Origin of the sequence: Nitrosospira sp. NRS527 (genome assembly GCF_018406445.1) — a bacterium.
Lineage (GTDB): Bacteria > Pseudomonadota > Gammaproteobacteria > Burkholderiales > Nitrosomonadaceae > Nitrosospira > Nitrosospira briensis.
Genome location: NZ_AP024515.1, coordinates 1,646,193 through 1,664,157, shown reverse-complemented (window position 1 = coordinate 1,664,157; position 17,965 = coordinate 1,646,193). Strand labels below are relative to the sequence as shown.

The following is a 17,965-nucleotide window of genomic DNA, read 5'->3' as shown; positions in this document are numbered from 1 at the left end:
ATTGAGGCTTGGGTTTCCGGCTATTCTGATGCCGTGTCTAATATAAACCAAGGAGATATTAAAATGAAAAACAGACTAATTCTATCTATGGTTCTATCGGCTGCGATGGTATTTGCAACCTCGGCTTTTGCCGGCAGTAATGAAGAGAAGGTTCAGTGGGATGATGTACCGATCGAGGCTCAGAAAACAATAACGCACCACGCAGAAGGGGGAGACGTTCAGGAGATCGAGAAGAAAACAAAAACCAAAAACGGTAAAACAATTACTATTTACGAAGCCGATGTGATAAGAGCAGACGGTGCGAAGATAGAGATTAAAGTTCGCGAAAACGGCAAACTTATCAAGTTTGAATACGATTGAGCAAAAGAAACAGGTCTGCCTGACTTGAGGGCAGACCGATTAAGGGTGTGGGTGGTTATCAACTCAATATAATCCGCGCCAGCCAAGTAAATTATTCGCAAATTCATGGAAGATATTCATCTTTTCGTACCCCCGTGCTTATCTTTCCGCTTTTAATCACGTCGATGACATAAACCTTGCCGGCGCCATGCTGGTGAGTATTTGCGGCCGTCATCAACGTATCAAAAATAATCTCCGTCAATTCATCGGGAGCAAAAATTTCAATGCGTTTTTTCGGCATGTACGGTGTGAAGTCTCGTCCAGAGATAAGTTTAACTTCCCCAAAACCTTCGCAATCGGACACGCTCATGCCCGGGAAATCGGGTATCTCATCAAGCAGTGCCTGGGTGAGTTTCGGTAGCATGAAGGACTCAATATAAGCGCGGATTTCTTTCATGGGGCATGCCTCACGTTTTGTGTTGTTTTTCAAAATAGCAGTAGAGCGCAGGAAGCATGGTCAAAGTTAGCAACGTGGCTGACACAAGCCCGCCAATAATGACTACGGCAAAAGGTTTGACGGCTTCCGATCCAACACTGGTTGAGAGCGCAGCAGGCAATAACCCAAGCATCGCTACCAGCGCCGTCATCATTACCGGACGCACGCGACTGACGGAGCCCTGCAGAACGGCCTCGTATAACGGAATACCTTCGCGCCTGAGAAAGTTGATTTTGGATAACAGGATTACACCGTTCTGCACAGCGATGCCGAATAATGCGATAAACCCGACCGCTGCGGAAACGCTTAGGTGTATGCCAGTGAGCAGCAGGGCTAGCAATCCGCCGATTAGAGAGAATGGCACGTTCATTACAATCAGCGAGGCATGTTTGAGTGACTGAAAGGCCCAGAATAACAGTAAAAAAATCAACATCAGGCTAACGGGAACGATAAAGGAAAGCCGCTTCATAGCCCTCTGCTGGTTCTCAAATTGACCGCTCCAGACGATATTGTAACCCGGGTCAAGTTGAACCTGTTGAGCGACCTTTTTTTGTGCCTCCGCTACGAAACTACCCTGATCGCGCCCGATCAGGTTACATTTAATAGCGATACGGCGCATATTATCTTCGCGGGTGATGCGGGAGGCGCCTTGGTTGACCTTGATCTCGGCTAATTCAGCTAATGGAATGCGACCCCCATTTGGGGACAAAACAGTTATATCTTCAATTGCTCCCACTGAATCGCGTGCCGTGCTGGTCAGTCGCACCGTGACGTCAAAGCGGCGTTCACCTTCCAGCATTTGTGTCGCGGCTTTACCCCCCACCGCCATGGCGATCACGTCTTCCACATCGGACACGCTGATCCCATACCGGGCGATTTTCGCCCGGTCTATGGATATAACCAGCTGAGCCAGACCCGATTGCTGCTCGGCAGCCACATCAGTCGCACCTTTTATGGAGCGCAGAATATTGGTGATCTGGTTGGCTTTTTCCTGGAGAATTTTAAGGTCTTCGCCAAAGATCTTGATGGCGATCTCGCCTTTGACGCCGGAAATAGCTTCTTCCACATTGTCCTGGATTACCTGTGAGAAATTGAACTGCAAGCCTGGAAACACGGACAAGCGTTTATTCATGGCTTTCACCAAGTCGTCCTTGTTGCTGAAACGCCAGGTTTCCTTCGGCTTGAGATCGACGAGAATTTCCAGGTTATTGAAGCCCTTGGGGTCAGTGCCATCCTCTGGGCGCCCCAGTTGCGTGAGTACTGATTTGACCTCGCTGAACTCGCGTATTCTGGCACGTATATCTTGTTCCAGTAATTTAGCCCTGTCCAGTGAGACCGGCGTAGGCATGGTAATTGTCAACCAGATATTGCCTTCGTCCAGTTTGGGCATGAACTCCGTGCCGATCAGCGGTGAAGAACCCACCATCAAGGCCAGTGCCAGCCCCGCACCTATGAATAATTTGCGAGGGCTGCGCAGCACCGCTTCCAGCAATGTGTGGTAGCGCCGCTCCATGGCGTCTACAAGTGGGTTGTGAGACTCGGTGAGCTTTGGTCCCAGCAAGTAACTCAGCAGCACCGGTACCAAGGTTAAGCTGATAATCAGCGAGCCTGCCAAAGCAAAGCTGAGCGCATATGCCATTGGAGAGAAAATCTTTGCTTCGACGCGCTCAAAGGTGAAAATGGGTATAAAGGCGACGATAACAATTGCTTGAGAAAACAGCATCGGCCGGGACATCTCTGCCGCTGTCATGAGCATGGATTGACGCATGTGCGCCATCCCGGCCTGCTGCCGCATTTCTAATGTTATCTTGACCATGACCGCTTCAACCAGCACAATCGAGGCATCCACGATAAGGCCAAAATCGATCGCGCCAAGGGAAATCAGATTGGCGGAAATATGTGCGTTTTCAATCAGAATAAAGGCGAACAGCAAGGACATTGGAATGACAAGGATAACCACCGCCGCAGCCCACACTCGACGCAGAAAAATAACCAGGATTGCCAGAACCAGTATCACGCCGACCAGCATATTGTGCTCGACCGTATGAAGGGTGTGCCGCACCAGGTCAGTGCGGTCATAAAAGGGGATGATCTTGACACCCGGAGGTAATCCGTGGCTATTAAGGTGCTCGATTTTACCCTTCACTCCTTTCAACACTACGTTGGCATCCGAGCCTTTTATAAGTAAAACGATGCCTTCAACTACATTATCGTGCTCGTTGTAACCGACAAGACCCTTATGCGGCTGGGGGCCGATGACCACATCGGCGACATTCTTGACAAAAACAGGGATACCATCCTGGCTGGTAACGACGATGTTGCTGATTTCAGCTATGGACTTCAACAAACCGGCACCGCGAATGACCAACGCCTCGCTGCCGTGATCGATATAGCCACCACCGATGTTGGCATTGTTGACGGTAATGGCCGTATAGGCTTCAGGGAGTGTCAGTTGGTAATTCCTCAGCTTGTTGGGATCGACCTGCACCTGGTATTCCTTGATGCCGCCACCGAAGGCTACAACATCGGCGACGCCGTGGACGGAGCGAAGCGTGCGCTCGATCACCCAGTCCTGTAGCGCGCGCTGTTCCACAAGTGGCATGCCAGGCGCTTCGATGCGATAACGATAAATTTCACCTATGCCGGTGGACAAGGGTCCCAGCAATGGTTCAAGTCCCCCAGGCAAACTAACGGATCTCAATCGTTCCAGTACCTGCTGCCGCGAAAAATAATCCTCGGCGTCGTCATCGAAGGTCAGGGTTACCACAGACAAGCCAAAAATGGACACCGAACGCATATTGATCAAATGTGGCAGGCCATTCATTTCTTTTTCGATCGGCAGGCTGACCAGTTTTTCCACTTCTTCCGGCGCTTGACCGGGATATTGGGTTACCACCTGCACAAAAACATTCTGCACATCAGGGAAAGGTTGTATCGGCAGACGATCAAACGATAGAATACCAATGGCAGCCAACAACACTGATGCGACAAGAATCGTCACGCGTTGCTGCAGGCAGAACGCAATTATTTTGTATGTCACTGCGCACTTTCTCCAGTTTGATGCTCAGCATCCTGCTCGGTGCGCAACAGCAGGGCGCCATGTATCACGAGACGCTCCCCGGGTTTCAAACCTTCAAGAATCACTGCTTGGTCCTTGAGGCGTAAACCCACTTTAACGGGACGTTTCTGATAATGAAACTCCCCTATATTTACGTATAGCCAGTCGGATTCATCCTCAGTGAATAATGCAGTCAATGGCACAACAACCGCCAGATCATCCGGGTCGCTTTGCACTTCGATAGCAGCGAACATGGCTGGCAGCAGCCGTCCGTCCGCATTGGGTAAAATACAGCGCACTTTCACCGTACGCGAAGTCTCATCCACTACCTGACTAATGTAACTGACCGTCGCCATGAAACTTTCAGCAGGATAGGCAGGCACATGCAGCAACACCTTTGTGCCGACATGAATCAGACCAATATCCTTCTCGAATAGATCTATCTGGACCCATAAGTCGCTCAGATCAGAAATGACAAACAACGGTGCGGCCAGATCGGACCTGACTTCCATGCCAGGGTTGATATTGCGTTCGGTAACTACTCCTGAGATGGGAGCATGCAAAATAAAGCGGTTATCCATACGCCCAGGACGTGACCCCAGGTTCGCCAGTTTAAGTCTGGCTCGTTCCGCCTCACTCCGCGCACGTGCCAGATTATCTTCCGCCTGCTCCTGCTCTTTACGGGGAGCAATGCCATTATCGTACAACTCCTGTATCCGCTGAAAAGCACGGTTGGCTAAATTCAAATCGGACATTGCTTCCGCATAGGCTGATTGTGCTGCTCCCAGTTCCGGGCTATCCAATTCCACCAGCGCATTACCTATCCGAACATGCATGCCCAGCGCCGCAATAGCACCAATCACCCGTCCGGCTATCGGCGAGGAAACACGGGCAGTACGAGTTTCGTCATAAGTGATCTTGCCTGTTACTGGATCCATCAGCGGGCGCTGAACCAATTCGACAATGGTTTCCTTGATATACTCGCGCTTGGGTGAATTCTCGCTGAGTATGACTTCGTCTTTGGGGTGGTCGACGATTTGCTGCGGCTGTTCGTCTTTTTGCGGCTGGCAGGCCAAGAGCGATAAACTCAACAGGCCGGCAGCCAGATGAGTGATATTGATAAGTTTCTTGCTCATTATTCAACCCGGTTCTTTATGTATTTCTTTATATAATTTTATGTGGGTGTGGATGTGATTAATTGACACGATGTAAAAGAGGTATCGTAAAAGGATTCTCAACCAGATACTTGATCCGCTACGATTGCAGGCATCTCGCACAGGATGACAGCAGATGGATTAACCATCTCCACTCGGATGATTACTTGAAGGGTTTCTCATTTCTTCTCCATATGCCATAAGGAGATCTGCCCAGGCTTTGCTGCGGTTCGCCAGAGCGGTGTAATAATCCAGCATTATTGCCTTGTAGCTGCGCTCGGCATCGATCAGATCCAGTACATTTATCGCCCCCTTTTGATACGCGATTTCCTGTGCGTTGCGTAATGTCTCAATTCGCTTGACTACCGAAGTCTCAAAGCGACGGGCTATGGCATCGGCACTTTGCCAGGATGCCGAAGCTTTCATCACTTCGGCCCGGATGTCTTGCTTGGCTTGCGCTAGCGCCAGTTCAGAGTTGGTTACACCCACACGAGCTTTGGAAATTTCGCCTTTTTGTTGATAAAACAAGGGAAGTGGCAGGCTGATACCGACGCCGCCCGTGCGCGGGAATTGGTTACCCGCATCCTGTTCATAAAAAGCGGTTATGGTCACATCGGGGATGATCTGCCGCTGCGCCAGAGTCAGCATCTTCTTGGCCTGCGCTATGCGCACCTTCGCCGCGCGCATATCCGGCCGTCGTTCCAGCGCGCGTCCAACCAACTGATCCTGTCCTGCCAGCGCAATTTCGGGAGCTGCTTCAGGCCAGATTTCCACCGCACTGATTTCTACACTGTTTTCTGGCCATCCCAGTAGCAGCAGCAGATCGGCTCGCGCCTCGTTCAACGCAGCCCGTGCCTGATCCTGATCACCTTGAACCTTCAGGCTTTCAACCTCAATACGGATAAAGTCGACTGCTGCTACATCCCCTACCTTGAGCCTGATTTCATTGACCCGCAAAATTTTCCGATAGCGCTCAAAATTAGCGCTTGCCACTTCAAGTGTCTTTTGCGCCAGCAAAAGATTGTAATAACTGCGCCGTACGGCGTTGGTGAGTACCCGCGCAACATCTTGCACATCAAAGTGCACTGCCTCGGTAGCCAGTTCGCTGCTCTCTATCCGCAGCCGGCGTTTCCCAGCGGTTATAATCAGTTGTTCAATCTGCGGCATTATCGCCGGGACTGCCAGATGACGACTTTCCCGCGCAAATGCTTTCGGGGCCAGTTCTGAAGTGTTGAGGCTGAACACCGGGTTAGGAATCGCGGCGGCAATAATTTGCTCAGCCTCGGCACTATCGATGTTGAGGCGTGCCGCAATCAAACCAAGATTGCGTTGATAGAACAACGCGATGGCCTGTTGTTCAGTAATGGCGAGTTGTCCCGCCACCTCAGCGGACATTGTTTGTGCCTGTAGCGCCATGGCGCATGAGGCGAGCAGCAGGCCAAAAAAAATACCTGATTTTGATGCAGCGTTCAGGATGCTGAGCACATCAATGGCGTCCGCTGAATAACAAGCTCGTGCGTTGTGCATGAACTCTTGTCGAATACATTGATTACTCTAGGGAAATGACATGGCAGCTGGCCACGACGGCAGTGCCTGTTTGAGTATAAGGATGCGCTGCCCGGTTTCATGGCTGACGTATATCAAGCCGACGCTCTGGCTCAAAGGCGAGGGGACTGGCAATTGCAGGAACTCAGTAATGAAGGGGTGGCTGATCAATGACATGTTTCTTGTTAAAGTATCAAAATAGCCTTGATCACTCCCACCACCAGCAAGCAAAATGGATCACCTTGCTGCAGGGATTCAGGTTCGTTCTTTGCGCCTGCTACCTACTATGAACTTATCGCGATGAGCCGTCGTGATTGAATCTCGGCTTTTAGCGAAGTAGTCTGGATGCAGGGCGTCCTCAGCATCTGAACCTGCATGCGGATTGCGCGGTATTATAGGACAAAATATACCGCTCGCGCTTTATATCCTTTATATCTTTATCACCCTGGATTATATCTTCTCGAATGGTTTGTATCAGGTCGTTACGATTCTTCCAGCAGCCTGGGGGCATTTTATGACTTCACACACTCAGCGAGTCGTAGGTATACAGTTCACTGATATCCAGCATTTCCGCAGGAGTAGTGGTTCCGGACAAAAGGGAGTTCAAGGTATCGTTGAGGCGATGGCCCTTCAAGCTGGCGGGTGCCGATTGCGCCGGGACATAAGCGCGGCCATGACCTTTCGGTGCCGGCTGCATCCAGCTTTCCCAAATGCGGTCTACATTGCAATGGTTGAGATAAAACACCGGGTCGTTGGGCGAAGTTGAAGGCGACATGTCTCCTCCCACGAACACATGGACACGGTTGTGCAGGCTCGGAGATGGAATTTGCGGCTGGTCTTGCCAGCCCTCGACGAGATTGCGAAAACCGGCGGAAGTCGTGTTCCATGGAGCAGTGTCATAGATGGGCTGACCAAGGGCGGTCGCCGTATGTGCTTTTTTCGGCAGGCGGGTTGTCTGCGTTCCCAGTTGCCGGCGCAAGCCGCGGTTTACCTGAACCAGTTGTCCGTTGACATTTGTTGTGATGTGAACGCGCCAAGCGCCTGGATCGCCGGGTTCGAACGCGAACGGGCCTGTAGTTACCGGAACTCCGCTACCTCCCATGCAGTTGCTGGCCCAGACGGCGGCCCTTCTCTGACGTGCCGGCGACAATTGGCCATCTTGCGCCCAGTCCCAGTATGGCAATCCAAAGGTCAAGTCATCGCCAAGCACGCGCTGGAGATTCATTTCCAGTTGCATCAGCATGAATCGATGCCACGGAAGAAAGACAGGGCCGCGATGGGCTGCGTTTCTGTCACTCTGCGTGGGCGGAGTGAACGTTGTCATCGCAATATGGTGCCAAACTACAAACAGATCGTAGGTGCTGACTGGCTGAGAGAGACCCCCGATGCCGAGGCTTGCCGTGGTTGGCCCTGGGAACTCGTTCTTCAGTAACTTTACACCCTTTATATACTTGTCGCGCGCGGCCGCGCTAGTCAGAATATTTTCTCGTATGGCCATGGCGTTCTCCGGCGTCTATTCGTGATTATTATGGGTTTTCCTGGTGCGATGGGTCTTCGGCGCGGATTTGGTGCGAGATCGGCCCGGGGCGCCATGGCCCTCATGTCCATCATGCCCAGCGGGCATACCCCCCTTATCAACGAAGTCATCAGGGAAGACATCGATCAACTGCCTGACCATGTCCAGGGCGGAAGCGAAGCTCATGTTCGGTATGGGGTGATAATGGACTTGCCCGTCGTCGGTTACCCCGAGGTGTCCGGTAACCGGTACCCCATCGACCTCTATCTGATAAGTTGTGCGAACAACGATATGATGGCCTTCATAGTCCGCTTCGCGGACAGTTTCAGATGCCTCGTGCTGGTGCCTCTGGGCTTCCTCCACTTGAGGGGCATGCTTTTTGACGTATGAACTTATTGACTTCATGGTTGGCCGGCTAATTTGGTTCTGGTTTGGCATGGCTCATCTCCTGTTTAGCATTTCAACGCTTGAATCGGTACCATAGACCGAGCTATTCAAAGGATTCTTTAATATAGATCAGGGCGTTGAAAAAGCAAGTAATAGCGCCGCATGCGAATTGCCCCAACAAAAAAGTAACCAAGGAGTGCTTCACTATAGGCACGCTTCGGCACGTTGGATACCGGCAGTGATCGTGGTTGTGCCTGGAATACAAACCTTGAAAACAGCCTTGCCGGCCCTGGAGTCCGTATAAGCCTCAAATCAAATCCTGAAGTGGGTGGAAATTCGAGTCGTAGCGATGTTTGAGATCCAAATCTCTTCGAGTAAGTTCGTATTTCTGCTGCATAAACACGGAGCCCTAAAAGGCCGGACACCTGCCGACGCTGCCGGCGACATGCTTAATGACATCATACGCTTGGCGAGCGGGTGGGGTCGGGACTGATGCATCTGCCGGACTTCGCTGCCATATGGGCGGAAGGCAACTTATCGTTAATAGATATTGACGCCAGGACGCTTTTGCGTTTAACCAGGTTCCCAAATTCCGAGCTGCATTGAGGAAAGAACATAAAGTACCGTTTTGACGACCCTGCGGCAACCTTTGGAGTCACTTATGCAGCCCAAAAATTAGAGGTCGCTTTTGCGGAAACCGTTCTACATGAACAGGGCTGCTACAGAGACAACCGATGGATCATCGAGCAGGCGCGCGTTAATGAGAGATATATTGCTCACTTCGATCGGGCGAATGGAATACCCCTGAAGCTGGCTAAACTCACTGGCCGCGATCTTAAAGTGCTGGGACTAAACAGCGATCTCAGCGCATCCGATGATTATACCCATTCAATGCAAATATCCGCAGCATTACACAGCCAAGTACCTGAAGCAGATGGCATTCTATATATGAGCCATCAATATAATAATGAATCGGTAATGGCCCTGTTCGAGCGCAGCGAAGTTCAGTGCAAACCAGGTTCAGAACCACTCATCGCTCACCCTGACTATCCGCAACTGATCCACCTTTTTAGAGTTGATTTAATCCCAAAAACTGCCTTACCGCCCCATCAGAATTAACCCATATCTGCCGAAATGGTTGAGTCGGTCCTATCGCGGTAGCTTGACGACTTGGAGTCGACACCGACACGAAATGGGTGCCGCCTTAAAGATTTGATGGAGCAATTTGACGCCAAGCCAGCCAGGATTAAGGCGCTTTTCAGCAACGGATCCAATGCGTGCAGCGGGTCAAACGTAATAAAGGTGATTACAGGCTGCGAAGCAAGCTTGTCATATTTACGCGTTATATTTTCATCCTGCTGCACGGTTAGAAGCACCGGCACCTGATTCGGCAGAAAAAATCGGAAGACTCGCCGATTATATGCAACCAGGATATGCAGTACTTCGTAGATCGACGCCCTATCAATTTCTTGGGAGAACGGTATGCTTAAGCACATAAAATTGGGTTTTCTGGTTCCCGGCACATTCATTGCCTTGGGTGGGCTCACTGAAACTATCGCCGCAAGCACTAATTTCGACAACTTCACGGCTTTGCCCAGCAGTGTTGCGGCTGGTTCTCTCCCGGAGGCAACGCCTTTCCAACTCTCCAACCCGCTGTTTACGCAACGTACACTTGATGCCAATATATCGGTTGCCGGCCGTCGCGGCTATAACTGGGATATGATTACCGCCAACGAAACAGGTGCCGACGCCGGCCGCTACCTGTTCAGTCCTTTCGAAAACAATATGTCGGGCGTGAAGCGTTTCGATCGGCTGACCAATACGTCCCTGACCGTTGTAGCGAACGGCACCCAAAATTTTGTTTCCGGCGATGCCTCGCGCTGGACCCCTTGGGGGAGCTATCTGACAGCCGAAGAGTCCTGGGGCAAGGGCAGCACCAAGGGCCGTCTATTTGAACTGACTAATCCGACCACAACCACCGGCCCGGCAACTTCAAATTTCATACAACGTACCGTCGTGCCGCACGTATCTCACGAAGGTCTGGCGTTTGACAAAAACAACAATCTATATTTCATTGATGAATCGAACGGCGGCAGCATTTACAAATATGTCTCTGCCAACCCAAAGGCATCGAGCGGCGATGGCTACTTCGCGGCTGGCCAGACCTTCGCCATGCAAGTCGCTGGCGGCAATAACGCAAACGCGACAGGCGCCATCGCCTGGGCCGCGATCACGGACGTTAACGGGGTTGCGCTGGCCGGTGTATCGGTCCTTGCCGAGGACGGTGCAATCGACGGTCGTGCATCAGCCAGTAACGCTCTGGGAACCCGGTATCAGCGCCCGGAAGACGTTGAAATCCAGACGCTTGCCAACGGCAATCAAGTAATCTATGCCGCAACCACCACAACTCATGAAGTGTATTCTTTCAATCTGGACACCAATACGGCAAAAGTTTTTGCATCCCAGGCTACCTTTGATCAAGTAACCCATTCGCCCGTCGGGGAGGCATTCAACTCTCCGGATAATCTCGCCATTGACGCCCAAGGTAATATATACATTATTGAAGATCAACCGGGCGGACAGGCGGATATCTGGTTTGCGAAGGATGCGGATCGTGATGGCGTAGCCGAATCAATTGGCCGCTGGGCATCGATGTCAACTGTCGACGCCGAGCCTACGGGTCTGTATTTCGACAAGTTCAATCACAACATCGCGTATGTGAACATCCAGCATCCCGGAAGCGATGTAGACCGCATGATCCAGATTTCCGCCGTGCCTGAGGCGGATACTTATGCCATGATGCTGGCAGGTCTTGGATTGATGGGCGCCGTGGTTCGCCGCGGAAGATACTCCTCTAACGGTTAGCGCGAGGAAGGGTTAACTGGAGGAGGTCTCAGGCACATCTGATGGCAATGGGGGAGGGCAGAGGTTGCACTTCCCCGTTGCCATCTTCTGTTCAGCTCGATATTTTGGCTTCGCCATGACCCTGCGGAGATGAATTGCGGTATTTGGGCGCTACCAATGCAGGCGGCGTAATAATGCGCGCTTTTTTTGCTGGTGTCCTTGCATGCGTTGAAGAATGTTGTCCAGCATCTGAATGGCTTTAATGACGTGGGGGCCCTTGTTCAGCATGACGCACTCCGCCCGCTCGCCCATGGCGGCATCGGTCACTTCGGCCCGGCTCGGTTTACCGGTCTTAGCTAATCCTTCCAGTACCTGGGTAGCCCAGATTACCGGGATATGCGCGGCCTCCGCCAGCCATAGAATTTCTTCCTGCAATTCCGCCAGCCTTTCGTAACCGCATTCCACGGCCAGGTCGCCGCGTGCAATCATGACCCCGACAATCCGCGAGCGTAGCAGCGTAAACATCAACTCCGGCAACTGCTCGAAAGCAGCGCGTGTCTCGATCTTGATTACGATTCCCAGTTTATTGGCATCAAGACGCTTGAGGTGCGCCTGCAGCAGCGCGACATCGGCGGCCTTTCGCACAAAGGAAAGCCCAACCATGTCCGCATTACGGGCAACAAATTCGAGGTGCTCGATATCCGTGGCCGTGACACCGTCCAGATCGAGATGGCTATCCGGCAGGTTGATGCCCTTGTCAGCCAATAATTTTTCCCCACTATCGCGGGCCTGTGTGATCTCAACCAGGATTTCCTCGGTGTTGACGTTGCGTATCACGCCGCCGATACGACCGTCGTCGATCAGGATTCGCTCACCGGGATGCACGCTGGCAAAGATTTCCGATAACGAACAGGCAATGCTGGCGGCACGCAACAACTGCCCATCTTCACCGAACTGGACGGGGTGCCCGGGAATCGGTTCACGCGTCACAATCAGGTTATCTCCGCGGTGCAACCGAATCGTTCCAGGCATCTGCGGCAGCGCACCTATTTCACCGGCGTGACCGGCTCTTCGTATTACGCCGGAATCGGTCACCCTCAACAGGTAAAGCTTCAGGCCAGGCTTGACATAAGTGGTCTGCGTAGACTCCGCCCAATAGCCTCCGTTAACCTTTTCTACCACTTGCAGGCTGCGCAGTGCTCCCCTGGCGTCGCGGAATTCAAGCCTGTCCAGTGAAGTTACCTGGGCCAGCCAGTTTCCTTTGACAGGAAGGCACGCATGGGCATGCGCCGGACAGGTGGAACCATCATTCTGCGGGTATATCCAGATTCGGGCAGGCGCCGTCACTTTGCCGTACATGTTGCGCTGCGGTTGCCATTTGAGCACCGGCAAGCCTGATGCGATCTCTCCGGTGCGTAGTTTGGGGCCGCCCAGATCCATAAGGATGCGGCAAGGACGACCTGTTTCACGGCGCGCAAGTTTTATGTGCTTGATCATGCGCTTCCAGACGCCAGCATCGTCATGCGCGCAATTGATGCGGGCACAGTCCATGCCCTGCAAAAGCATCTCCTTGACCAATGGGTAGTCATCCGCGGCTTCGCTCGGAAACGTGACCATGATGCGTACGCATCTGTGCGCCGGCGGCTTGCCGAGCAGGCTATTGGTATTGATTTCCAGCAGATCCGGGCCGGTTATGGAAGATGCGATGAGGGAAGCGGGCGCTTGCCGTGTTTTTTTTCCAAGCGCGTGCTGCAATAAAGTGATGATGGCGTGCAGATTGCTCAGGACATGCGATTCCGCACGCCCCATAGAAGACAAACCGGCTGCCGCGAGTTTTTCCTGCAGGGGGCGCATATCGCGCCGCCGCAAGGCGAGATAATGTATCAGATTAGCCGCGCTAGCCAGATGGCGCGCATCCACCATGCGCAGTATTTCGGCCGATTCGGCTTCGAGCGTCATCAACTCCTGCCGCAATGTCGTCAATTCCTGCAGCAAATCCCCATAAGCATTTTTCCCGGCATACGCGGCTGGAGAAGTGCTGGTATCCTTGCGAGGCGGGCTCATGATTGGCGTTGCATCGATAAGTCACTGAAACGTTGATACGGCATTATTGTTACGTCTATGTGAAAATGTTTGATGAAAAGACTTGCTTTTCAGTTGTGATTAAATATAATAAGAATCATTCCCGTTTACAAGTATAAAAACCATCAGGTAATAGTAGTACATCCCCAGCCGATTTTTCGACATTCGGTCGTAGATGCAAATTCATGGAAAGAGGGAGCGCAAAACCGATCCATAAGAAGAAATACACCCTATTTGCGCTTCGTCAAGGAATGACGTAAAGCCGGCCAAGAAATCACGGGCTATTCGTTGTGAATAATTTTTCACGCATTCTTCTACAGTTCTACAGTTCTATAGCTCGCCAGCCCGTCCTGGGCAAGCCAGCCAATCTTTTAACCCTATCTATCGGGAATATTGGCTATGGAAATATCAACAATAGTACTGCACGCATCGCCACGCCTTGGCTGCTTCCGACGTAATCAGCATCACATAATAACTTTTAGCCGGGCGGCCGCAGGAGTTCAGCCGAAGCCAACATAGCCTGACAACCAGCCTGGCTGGATCACATCGTCCGGCCGAGCCTTGCGAAGGCCGGTTTCTGGTCGAAATCAAACTCTAGAAGTAGAACAAAGCAGAGAAGGCTGATCCAAGCCTTTGCATCGTGAAGTAATGATTATTACTCGCGTTATCGTTCTTATTTACTTAATCATTATTATTATCTAATGGAAGGCACCAAAATGATCCTTCACAGTATTCTTGATGGCATAGGGAAGACGCCAATAGTCAACCTCTCTCGTATGTTCAACGATTCGCGGTGTGAAGTGCTGGCAAAGCTGGAGATGTTCAATCCATGTGGCAGCATCAAGGACAGGCCGGCACACCATATTGTCGAGCGCGGGTTGGCGGATGGTTCCATAAGTTCCAGGTCGCATATTATCGAAAGCTCCTCCGGCAATTTTGCCATTGCGCTGGCCATGGTCTGCAGTATGCACGGGCTACGTTTCACGGCGGTGGTGGATCCAAAACTCTCACCTGTGAACCGCCAGATCATTCAATGTTACGGCGGCAATATCGAGCTTGTCACCGAAAAGGATCGCCAGGGTGGTTATCTGGAAACCCGCATCGAGCGGGTCAAGCACATGCTGCGCGAGCAACCCGATGCGGTATGGACGAATCAATATGCCAACGAGCGTAATTGGCAAAGCCATTATCACGGCGAGGGCGAGGAAATCCTGCGCGACCTGGATCGGCCCGTGGATTATCTGGTACTGGGCGTCAGCACCTCGGGAACCATCCACGGCATTACCCGGCGTCTGCGCGAGGCCTGGCCCGCCCTGAAGGTCATCCCCGTGGATGCATTTGGTTCCGTACTGTTTGGTACTTCACCGGCGGTTCGCGAATTACCCGGGCTTGGCGCAAGCCGCGTACCCGAATTATTGAAGCGCGATGAGCTCGGCGAGGTCATCCAGATCGACGACTATGAATCCGCCGTGGCATGCCGGCAATTGGTAAAGCGTGAAGGAATCTTTGCCGGAGGATCATCCGGCTCCGTAATCGCCGCTATCCAGCGCCTTTCCGCCCGCCTGTTGCAACCGGCACGCATCCTGACCATCCTGCCCGATCGGGGCGAGCGCTATCTGGACACGGTATACAACGACCAGTGGCTGTTGCGCATGAGGGAACGCCATTTTGCACGCATGACAAAAGGATTTACGGGCACGCCTCAGGAGCAAACAGCATGAGCATGCCGGATATCTCACCTGATTTGCTCTACCTTAGCCGCAGCGACCTCAGCTCACTGGGAGGCAGCCACTCGCAACCTTATGTAGATGCGATATTGGATGGATTGGCGGTGCATGCTCGCGGCGACTACGTGCAACCGCTCAAACCCTATCTGCGCTGGCCAGGGGCGGATCACATCGCCGACCGTATTATTGCCATGCCTTGTTATCTGGGCGGCGAGCAACCGGTCGCCGGCCTGAAATGGGTGGGTAGCCGCCAGCACAATCCGGTTCACTTCGGTCTTGAGCGTGCCAGCGCGGTTATTGTGCTGAATGATGCGGAGACCAATTATCCGGTCGCGATCCTTGAGGGCGGGTTGATCAGCGGCATGCGCACGGCGGCCATTACCGCGGTGGGTACCCGCTACCTGGCACGTGGTGGCTTTACCGATGTTGCCTGTATCGGATGCGGCCCGATAGCGCGTATGCAGATGCAGACGCTGCTGGAGCAGTTTCCGGATATCGAGCGTATTCATCTGTTTGACTTGTCCCCTGAAGCGGCCAAATCGCTGGGTACTCTATTGGCGGAAAGCAATCCGGATGTGGATTTTATCAGCGCAGACTCGGCGGAATCCGCAGTGAGAGCGGCTGACGTGATTGTGACCTGTACCGTAACCAGTACACCTTACCTGGCCTTCGATTGGCTTAAACCTGGCGCTTTCATCAGCAATATATCCATCATGGATGTTCACAAGGATGTCTATGAGAGGGCTGACAAGGTGGTGGTGGATGATTGGGATCAGTCAAATCGCGAAAAGAAGATCATCAATCAGTTGGTGCTGGAAGGACGCTTCAGTCGTGAACAGTTGCATGCGGAGCTTGGGGAGATCGTTATCGGAGATAGGCCGGGCCGGGAGAACGAAGACGAAATCATTTTGCTCAACCCCATGGGCATGGCCATCGACGACATCATCTGCGCGCGCCACTTTTACCGCCTTGCGCATGAGCGTGGAACCGGTACCCGGCTGCCGCTATACGGCTGAACCGCATGCAGATCATCCCACCTCATCCGTATGCGAGCCGGTTGGCTCAGGACCTGTTCGATGCGCTCTGGCTGGAGAACCTTTACGGTTTTCGCGGGCATTGCCTCATGCATCCGGTGGTCAATGGAAAAATAGTGATGGAAATTGCGCTTGACGAAACGCGGTCGTTACGCTGGCAAGGGCAGAGGGCGGATGGCTTACGCCCGTTTCGGGTGCTGGGTTCAAACGCGGTTTTGCATACGGCTACGAATACGACCAATCTCGAGCTCAGCAAGATTGTCGAAGTCTTGCAGACGGCAGACTGGTGGCGTGACCGGACAGGCCGTTTTACCCGGTTCTTCACGCTTGCCTATGATCAGGCCGCATTTGCGGCAGTGCATGAGCAAAATATCCTGGAAAATCTCATGGCTGCGCCCGAAAACTTGCTGCCCTGGGAAGCGTTGAGCTGCCTTAAAGACCGGCCGTTTCACCCCTTGGCCCGTGCCAAGGATTGGAATGGGGACCATGGCTATGGTTATGCCACGGAAACGATGGCATCGCTTCCGCTTCACTGGGTGGCGGTACCGCGCAATTGTATCGTAAGTGCACCGGCGGCTCCGCTCACCGGCCAGCCCCTGGCGGAGAGTCTGCTTGACCCTGGCCAGCAAGACAACTTGGCGAGCGCTGCTCGCGCTGGCCATGTCGATGGCGAGAACTGGTTATGGATGCCGGTCCATCCATGGCAGTGGGCCTGGCTCAACCGGTCAATTCCCCTGAGGCTCAGCGAATGCATTTATTTGAGTATGGGGCCCGGAACGGCGGTTCCCACTGCGTCGTTGCGTTCGCTTGCCGTCACCGGAAATCCCGGCACGCATCTGAAGCTCGCACTCTCCGTTCGTACGCTGGGGGCAACTCGCGCTCTGCCGCCACGCTATCTACATAACGGCATACTTGCCAGCGCTTGCCTGGAATCCTTGCGTCAGCGCGACGACTGGTTGGCTGCTCACTTGTTGTTGTGCGATGAGGACAAGTGGTGGGCATTGAGCCAATGCGACGCACTCGACGCTGAACCGGGTGAGCTGGCCTGCATGATTCGCCGCTATCCGACGCTCCCCGGCGCAACACTGATCCCGATGGCAGCGTTGCCGGCAGTCTCGGCTGATGGCAAGTTGCCGGCATTCGATCACCTGATCGGCGTCGCAGCGCCGGAAGAAGCCGCCTGGCGCCTGCTCGGCGACATTGCCGGGGCTTTACTCGAGCTGGGACTGCGCTGTTTTGCGCACGGCGTCATGCCGGAGTTGCACGGGCAAAATGTATTGCTGGCCTTCAAGGACCGGCAAATTGCCGCGCTGGTGCTGCGTGATCATGACACATTGCGTGTGTGCCATCCATTGATGCAGGCCCAGGGCGTCACGATCCCGGACTACGTAATCGATCGCAGCACGCCTAATACACTGGAACTGAATACCCCGCGGGAACTGCTGGCCTATCTGCAAACCCTGGCGATCGAGGTCAATCTGTATGCGATTCTCGCTGCGCTGGCCACATATTATGGCCGGGACGAAGCGCATGGCTGGGGTGTTGTCCGCCAAGCGCTCGAAATCTGTCTGGTACGTGCTCCGCTGCCGGTTGAAATCGCCGGGCAGGCAAGAAAAATGCTGCTGGAGGAGGCGGAGTGGCCCTTCAAGCAGTTACTTGCTCCGCTATTCAATGTCACTAGTTTCGGTACCGGTATGCCCAGCGCAATGGGTCGTCTGCCCAATCCTCTATTAGCCGGCAGTCCATCGTGGCCGGAAGAAGACAGACAGGCACGGTGATAACA

At 53.1% G+C, this 17,965-nt stretch carries 13 protein-coding genes and 1 pseudogene; 7 read left to right on the top strand and 7 right to left on the bottom strand.

Annotated features, from left to right (window positions below; translation table 11 throughout):
- Nucleotides 1–63 precede the first annotated feature (63 nt).
- Nucleotides 64–360 carry a PepSY domain-containing protein gene (locus tag KJS40_RS07400; protein WP_213536933.1) on the top strand — a complete coding sequence of 99 codons (297 nt, stop codon included), beginning with the start codon at nt 64–66 and terminating at the stop codon, nt 358–360.
- A gap of 103 nt (nt 361–463) precedes the next feature.
- Here the strand turns inward: KJS40_RS07400 and KJS40_RS07395 are convergent, their stop codons facing one another.
- The 6 genes from KJS40_RS07395 to KJS40_RS07370 all read right to left on the bottom strand — a co-directional run bounded on the left by KJS40_RS07395 (nt 464) and on the right by KJS40_RS07370 (nt 8,546).
- Nucleotides 464–796, bottom strand: coding sequence for a P-II family nitrogen regulator (locus KJS40_RS07395; protein WP_213536932.1), 333 nt, complete (start codon nt 794–796; stop codon nt 464–466).
- A 10-nt stretch (nt 797–806) separates the two neighbouring features.
- Nucleotides 807–3,875, bottom strand: a complete 3,069-nt coding sequence (locus KJS40_RS07390; RefSeq protein WP_213536931.1) for a CusA/CzcA family heavy metal efflux RND transporter — start codon at nt 3,873–3,875, stop codon at nt 807–809.
- A complete protein-coding gene (locus KJS40_RS07385) occupies nt 3,872–5,029 on the bottom strand; it encodes an efflux RND transporter periplasmic adaptor subunit (protein ID WP_213536930.1) in 1,158 nt (385 codons plus the stop codon). Before KJS40_RS07385 ends, KJS40_RS07390 begins: the two co-directional genes overlap by 4 nt.
- A 159-nt stretch (nt 5,030–5,188) precedes the next feature.
- Nucleotides 5,189–6,574 carry a TolC family protein gene (locus KJS40_RS07380; RefSeq protein ID WP_213536929.1) on the bottom strand — a complete coding sequence of 462 codons (1,386 nt, stop codon included), beginning with the start codon at nt 6,572–6,574 and terminating at the stop codon, nt 5,189–5,191.
- A gap of 538 nt (nt 6,575–7,112) precedes the next feature.
- The gene (locus KJS40_RS07375; RefSeq protein ID WP_213536928.1) at nt 7,113–8,090 is read right to left on the bottom strand and encodes a tyrosinase family protein; all 978 of its coding nucleotides are present in this window, start codon (nt 8,088–8,090) and stop codon (nt 7,113–7,115) included.
- A gap of 15 nt (nt 8,091–8,105) precedes the next feature.
- A complete protein-coding gene (locus KJS40_RS07370; protein ID WP_213536927.1) occupies nt 8,106–8,546 on the bottom strand; it encodes a hypothetical protein in 441 nt (146 codons plus the stop codon).
- Between the two features lie 564 nt (nt 8,547–9,110).
- On the opposite strand from KJS40_RS07370, the gene KJS40_RS07365 reads away from it, so the two are divergent.
- The 3 genes and pseudogenes from KJS40_RS07365 (at nt 9,111) to KJS40_RS07355 (ending at nt 11,360) form a co-directional block, all read left to right on the top strand.
- A complete protein-coding gene (locus tag KJS40_RS07365; protein WP_213539766.1) occupies nt 9,111–9,614 on the top strand; it encodes an RES family NAD+ phosphorylase in 504 nt (167 codons plus the stop codon).
- Nucleotides 9,615–9,761, top strand: a pseudogene (locus KJS40_RS07360) (AAA family ATPase); the annotation flags it as partial.
- A gap of 216 nt (nt 9,762–9,977) precedes the next feature.
- Nucleotides 9,978–11,360, top strand: coding sequence for an alkaline phosphatase PhoX (locus KJS40_RS07355; RefSeq protein ID WP_213536926.1), 1,383 nt, complete (start codon nt 9,978–9,980; stop codon nt 11,358–11,360).
- A 150-nt stretch (nt 11,361–11,510) separates the two neighbouring features.
- On the opposite strand, the gene KJS40_RS07350 is transcribed toward KJS40_RS07355, so the two are convergent.
- Nucleotides 11,511–13,403, bottom strand: a complete 1,893-nt coding sequence (locus KJS40_RS07350) for a pyruvate kinase (RefSeq protein WP_213536925.1) — start codon at nt 13,401–13,403, stop codon at nt 11,511–11,513.
- Nucleotides 13,404–14,137: 734 nt separating this feature from the next.
- Here KJS40_RS07350 and sbnA point away from each other — a divergent pair.
- Genes sbnA through KJS40_RS07335 form a run of 3 tightly spaced genes read left to right on the top strand, consistent with a single transcriptional unit; the run spans nt 14,138 to nt 17,960 of the window.
- A complete protein-coding gene (gene sbnA / locus KJS40_RS07345) occupies nt 14,138–15,142 on the top strand; it encodes a 2,3-diaminopropionate biosynthesis protein SbnA (protein WP_025039830.1) in 1,005 nt (334 codons plus the stop codon).
- Nucleotides 15,139–16,164, top strand: a complete 1,026-nt coding sequence (gene sbnB / locus KJS40_RS07340) for a 2,3-diaminopropionate biosynthesis protein SbnB (protein ID WP_244859484.1) — start codon at nt 15,139–15,141, stop codon at nt 16,162–16,164. Before sbnA ends, sbnB begins: the two co-directional genes overlap by 4 nt.
- Before the next feature lie 5 nt (nt 16,165–16,169).
- Nucleotides 16,170–17,960 (top strand): IucA/IucC family protein, encoded by a 1,791-nt coding sequence (locus tag KJS40_RS07335; protein ID WP_213536924.1) that lies wholly within the window; start codon nt 16,170–16,172, stop codon nt 17,958–17,960.
- The last annotated feature ends 5 nt before the right edge of the window (nt 17,961–17,965 follow it).

What these genes read in the sequence shown, in the direction of transcription:
- sbnA (WP_025039830.1), top strand. Translation starts at nt 14,138, where the DNA reads ATGATCCTTCACAGTATTCTTGATGGCATAGGGAAGACGCCAATAGTC.
- KJS40_RS07350 (WP_213536925.1), bottom strand. Translation starts at nt 13,403, where the DNA reads ATGAGCCCGCCTCGCAAGGATACCAGCACTTCTCCAGCCGCGTATGCC.
- sbnB (WP_244859484.1), top strand. Translation starts at nt 15,139, where the DNA reads ATGAGCATGCCGGATATCTCACCTGATTTGCTCTACCTTAGCCGCAGC.
- KJS40_RS07380 (WP_213536929.1), bottom strand. Translation starts at nt 6,574, where the DNA reads ATGCACAACGCACGAGCTTGTTATTCAGCGGACGCCATTGATGTGCTC.
- KJS40_RS07400 (WP_213536933.1), top strand. Translation starts at nt 64, where the DNA reads ATGAAAAACAGACTAATTCTATCTATGGTTCTATCGGCTGCGATGGTA.
- KJS40_RS07395 (WP_213536932.1), bottom strand. Translation starts at nt 796, where the DNA reads ATGAAAGAAATCCGCGCTTATATTGAGTCCTTCATGCTACCGAAACTC.
- KJS40_RS07355 (WP_213536926.1), top strand. Translation starts at nt 9,978, where the DNA reads ATGCTTAAGCACATAAAATTGGGTTTTCTGGTTCCCGGCACATTCATT.
- KJS40_RS07375 (WP_213536928.1), bottom strand. Translation starts at nt 8,090, where the DNA reads ATGGCCATACGAGAAAATATTCTGACTAGCGCGGCCGCGCGCGACAAG.
- KJS40_RS07370 (WP_213536927.1), bottom strand. Translation starts at nt 8,546, where the DNA reads ATGCCAAACCAGAACCAAATTAGCCGGCCAACCATGAAGTCAATAAGT.
- KJS40_RS07335 (WP_213536924.1), top strand. Translation starts at nt 16,170, where the DNA reads ATGCAGATCATCCCACCTCATCCGTATGCGAGCCGGTTGGCTCAGGAC.
- KJS40_RS07385 (WP_213536930.1), bottom strand. Translation starts at nt 5,029, where the DNA reads ATGAGCAAGAAACTTATCAATATCACTCATCTGGCTGCCGGCCTGTTG.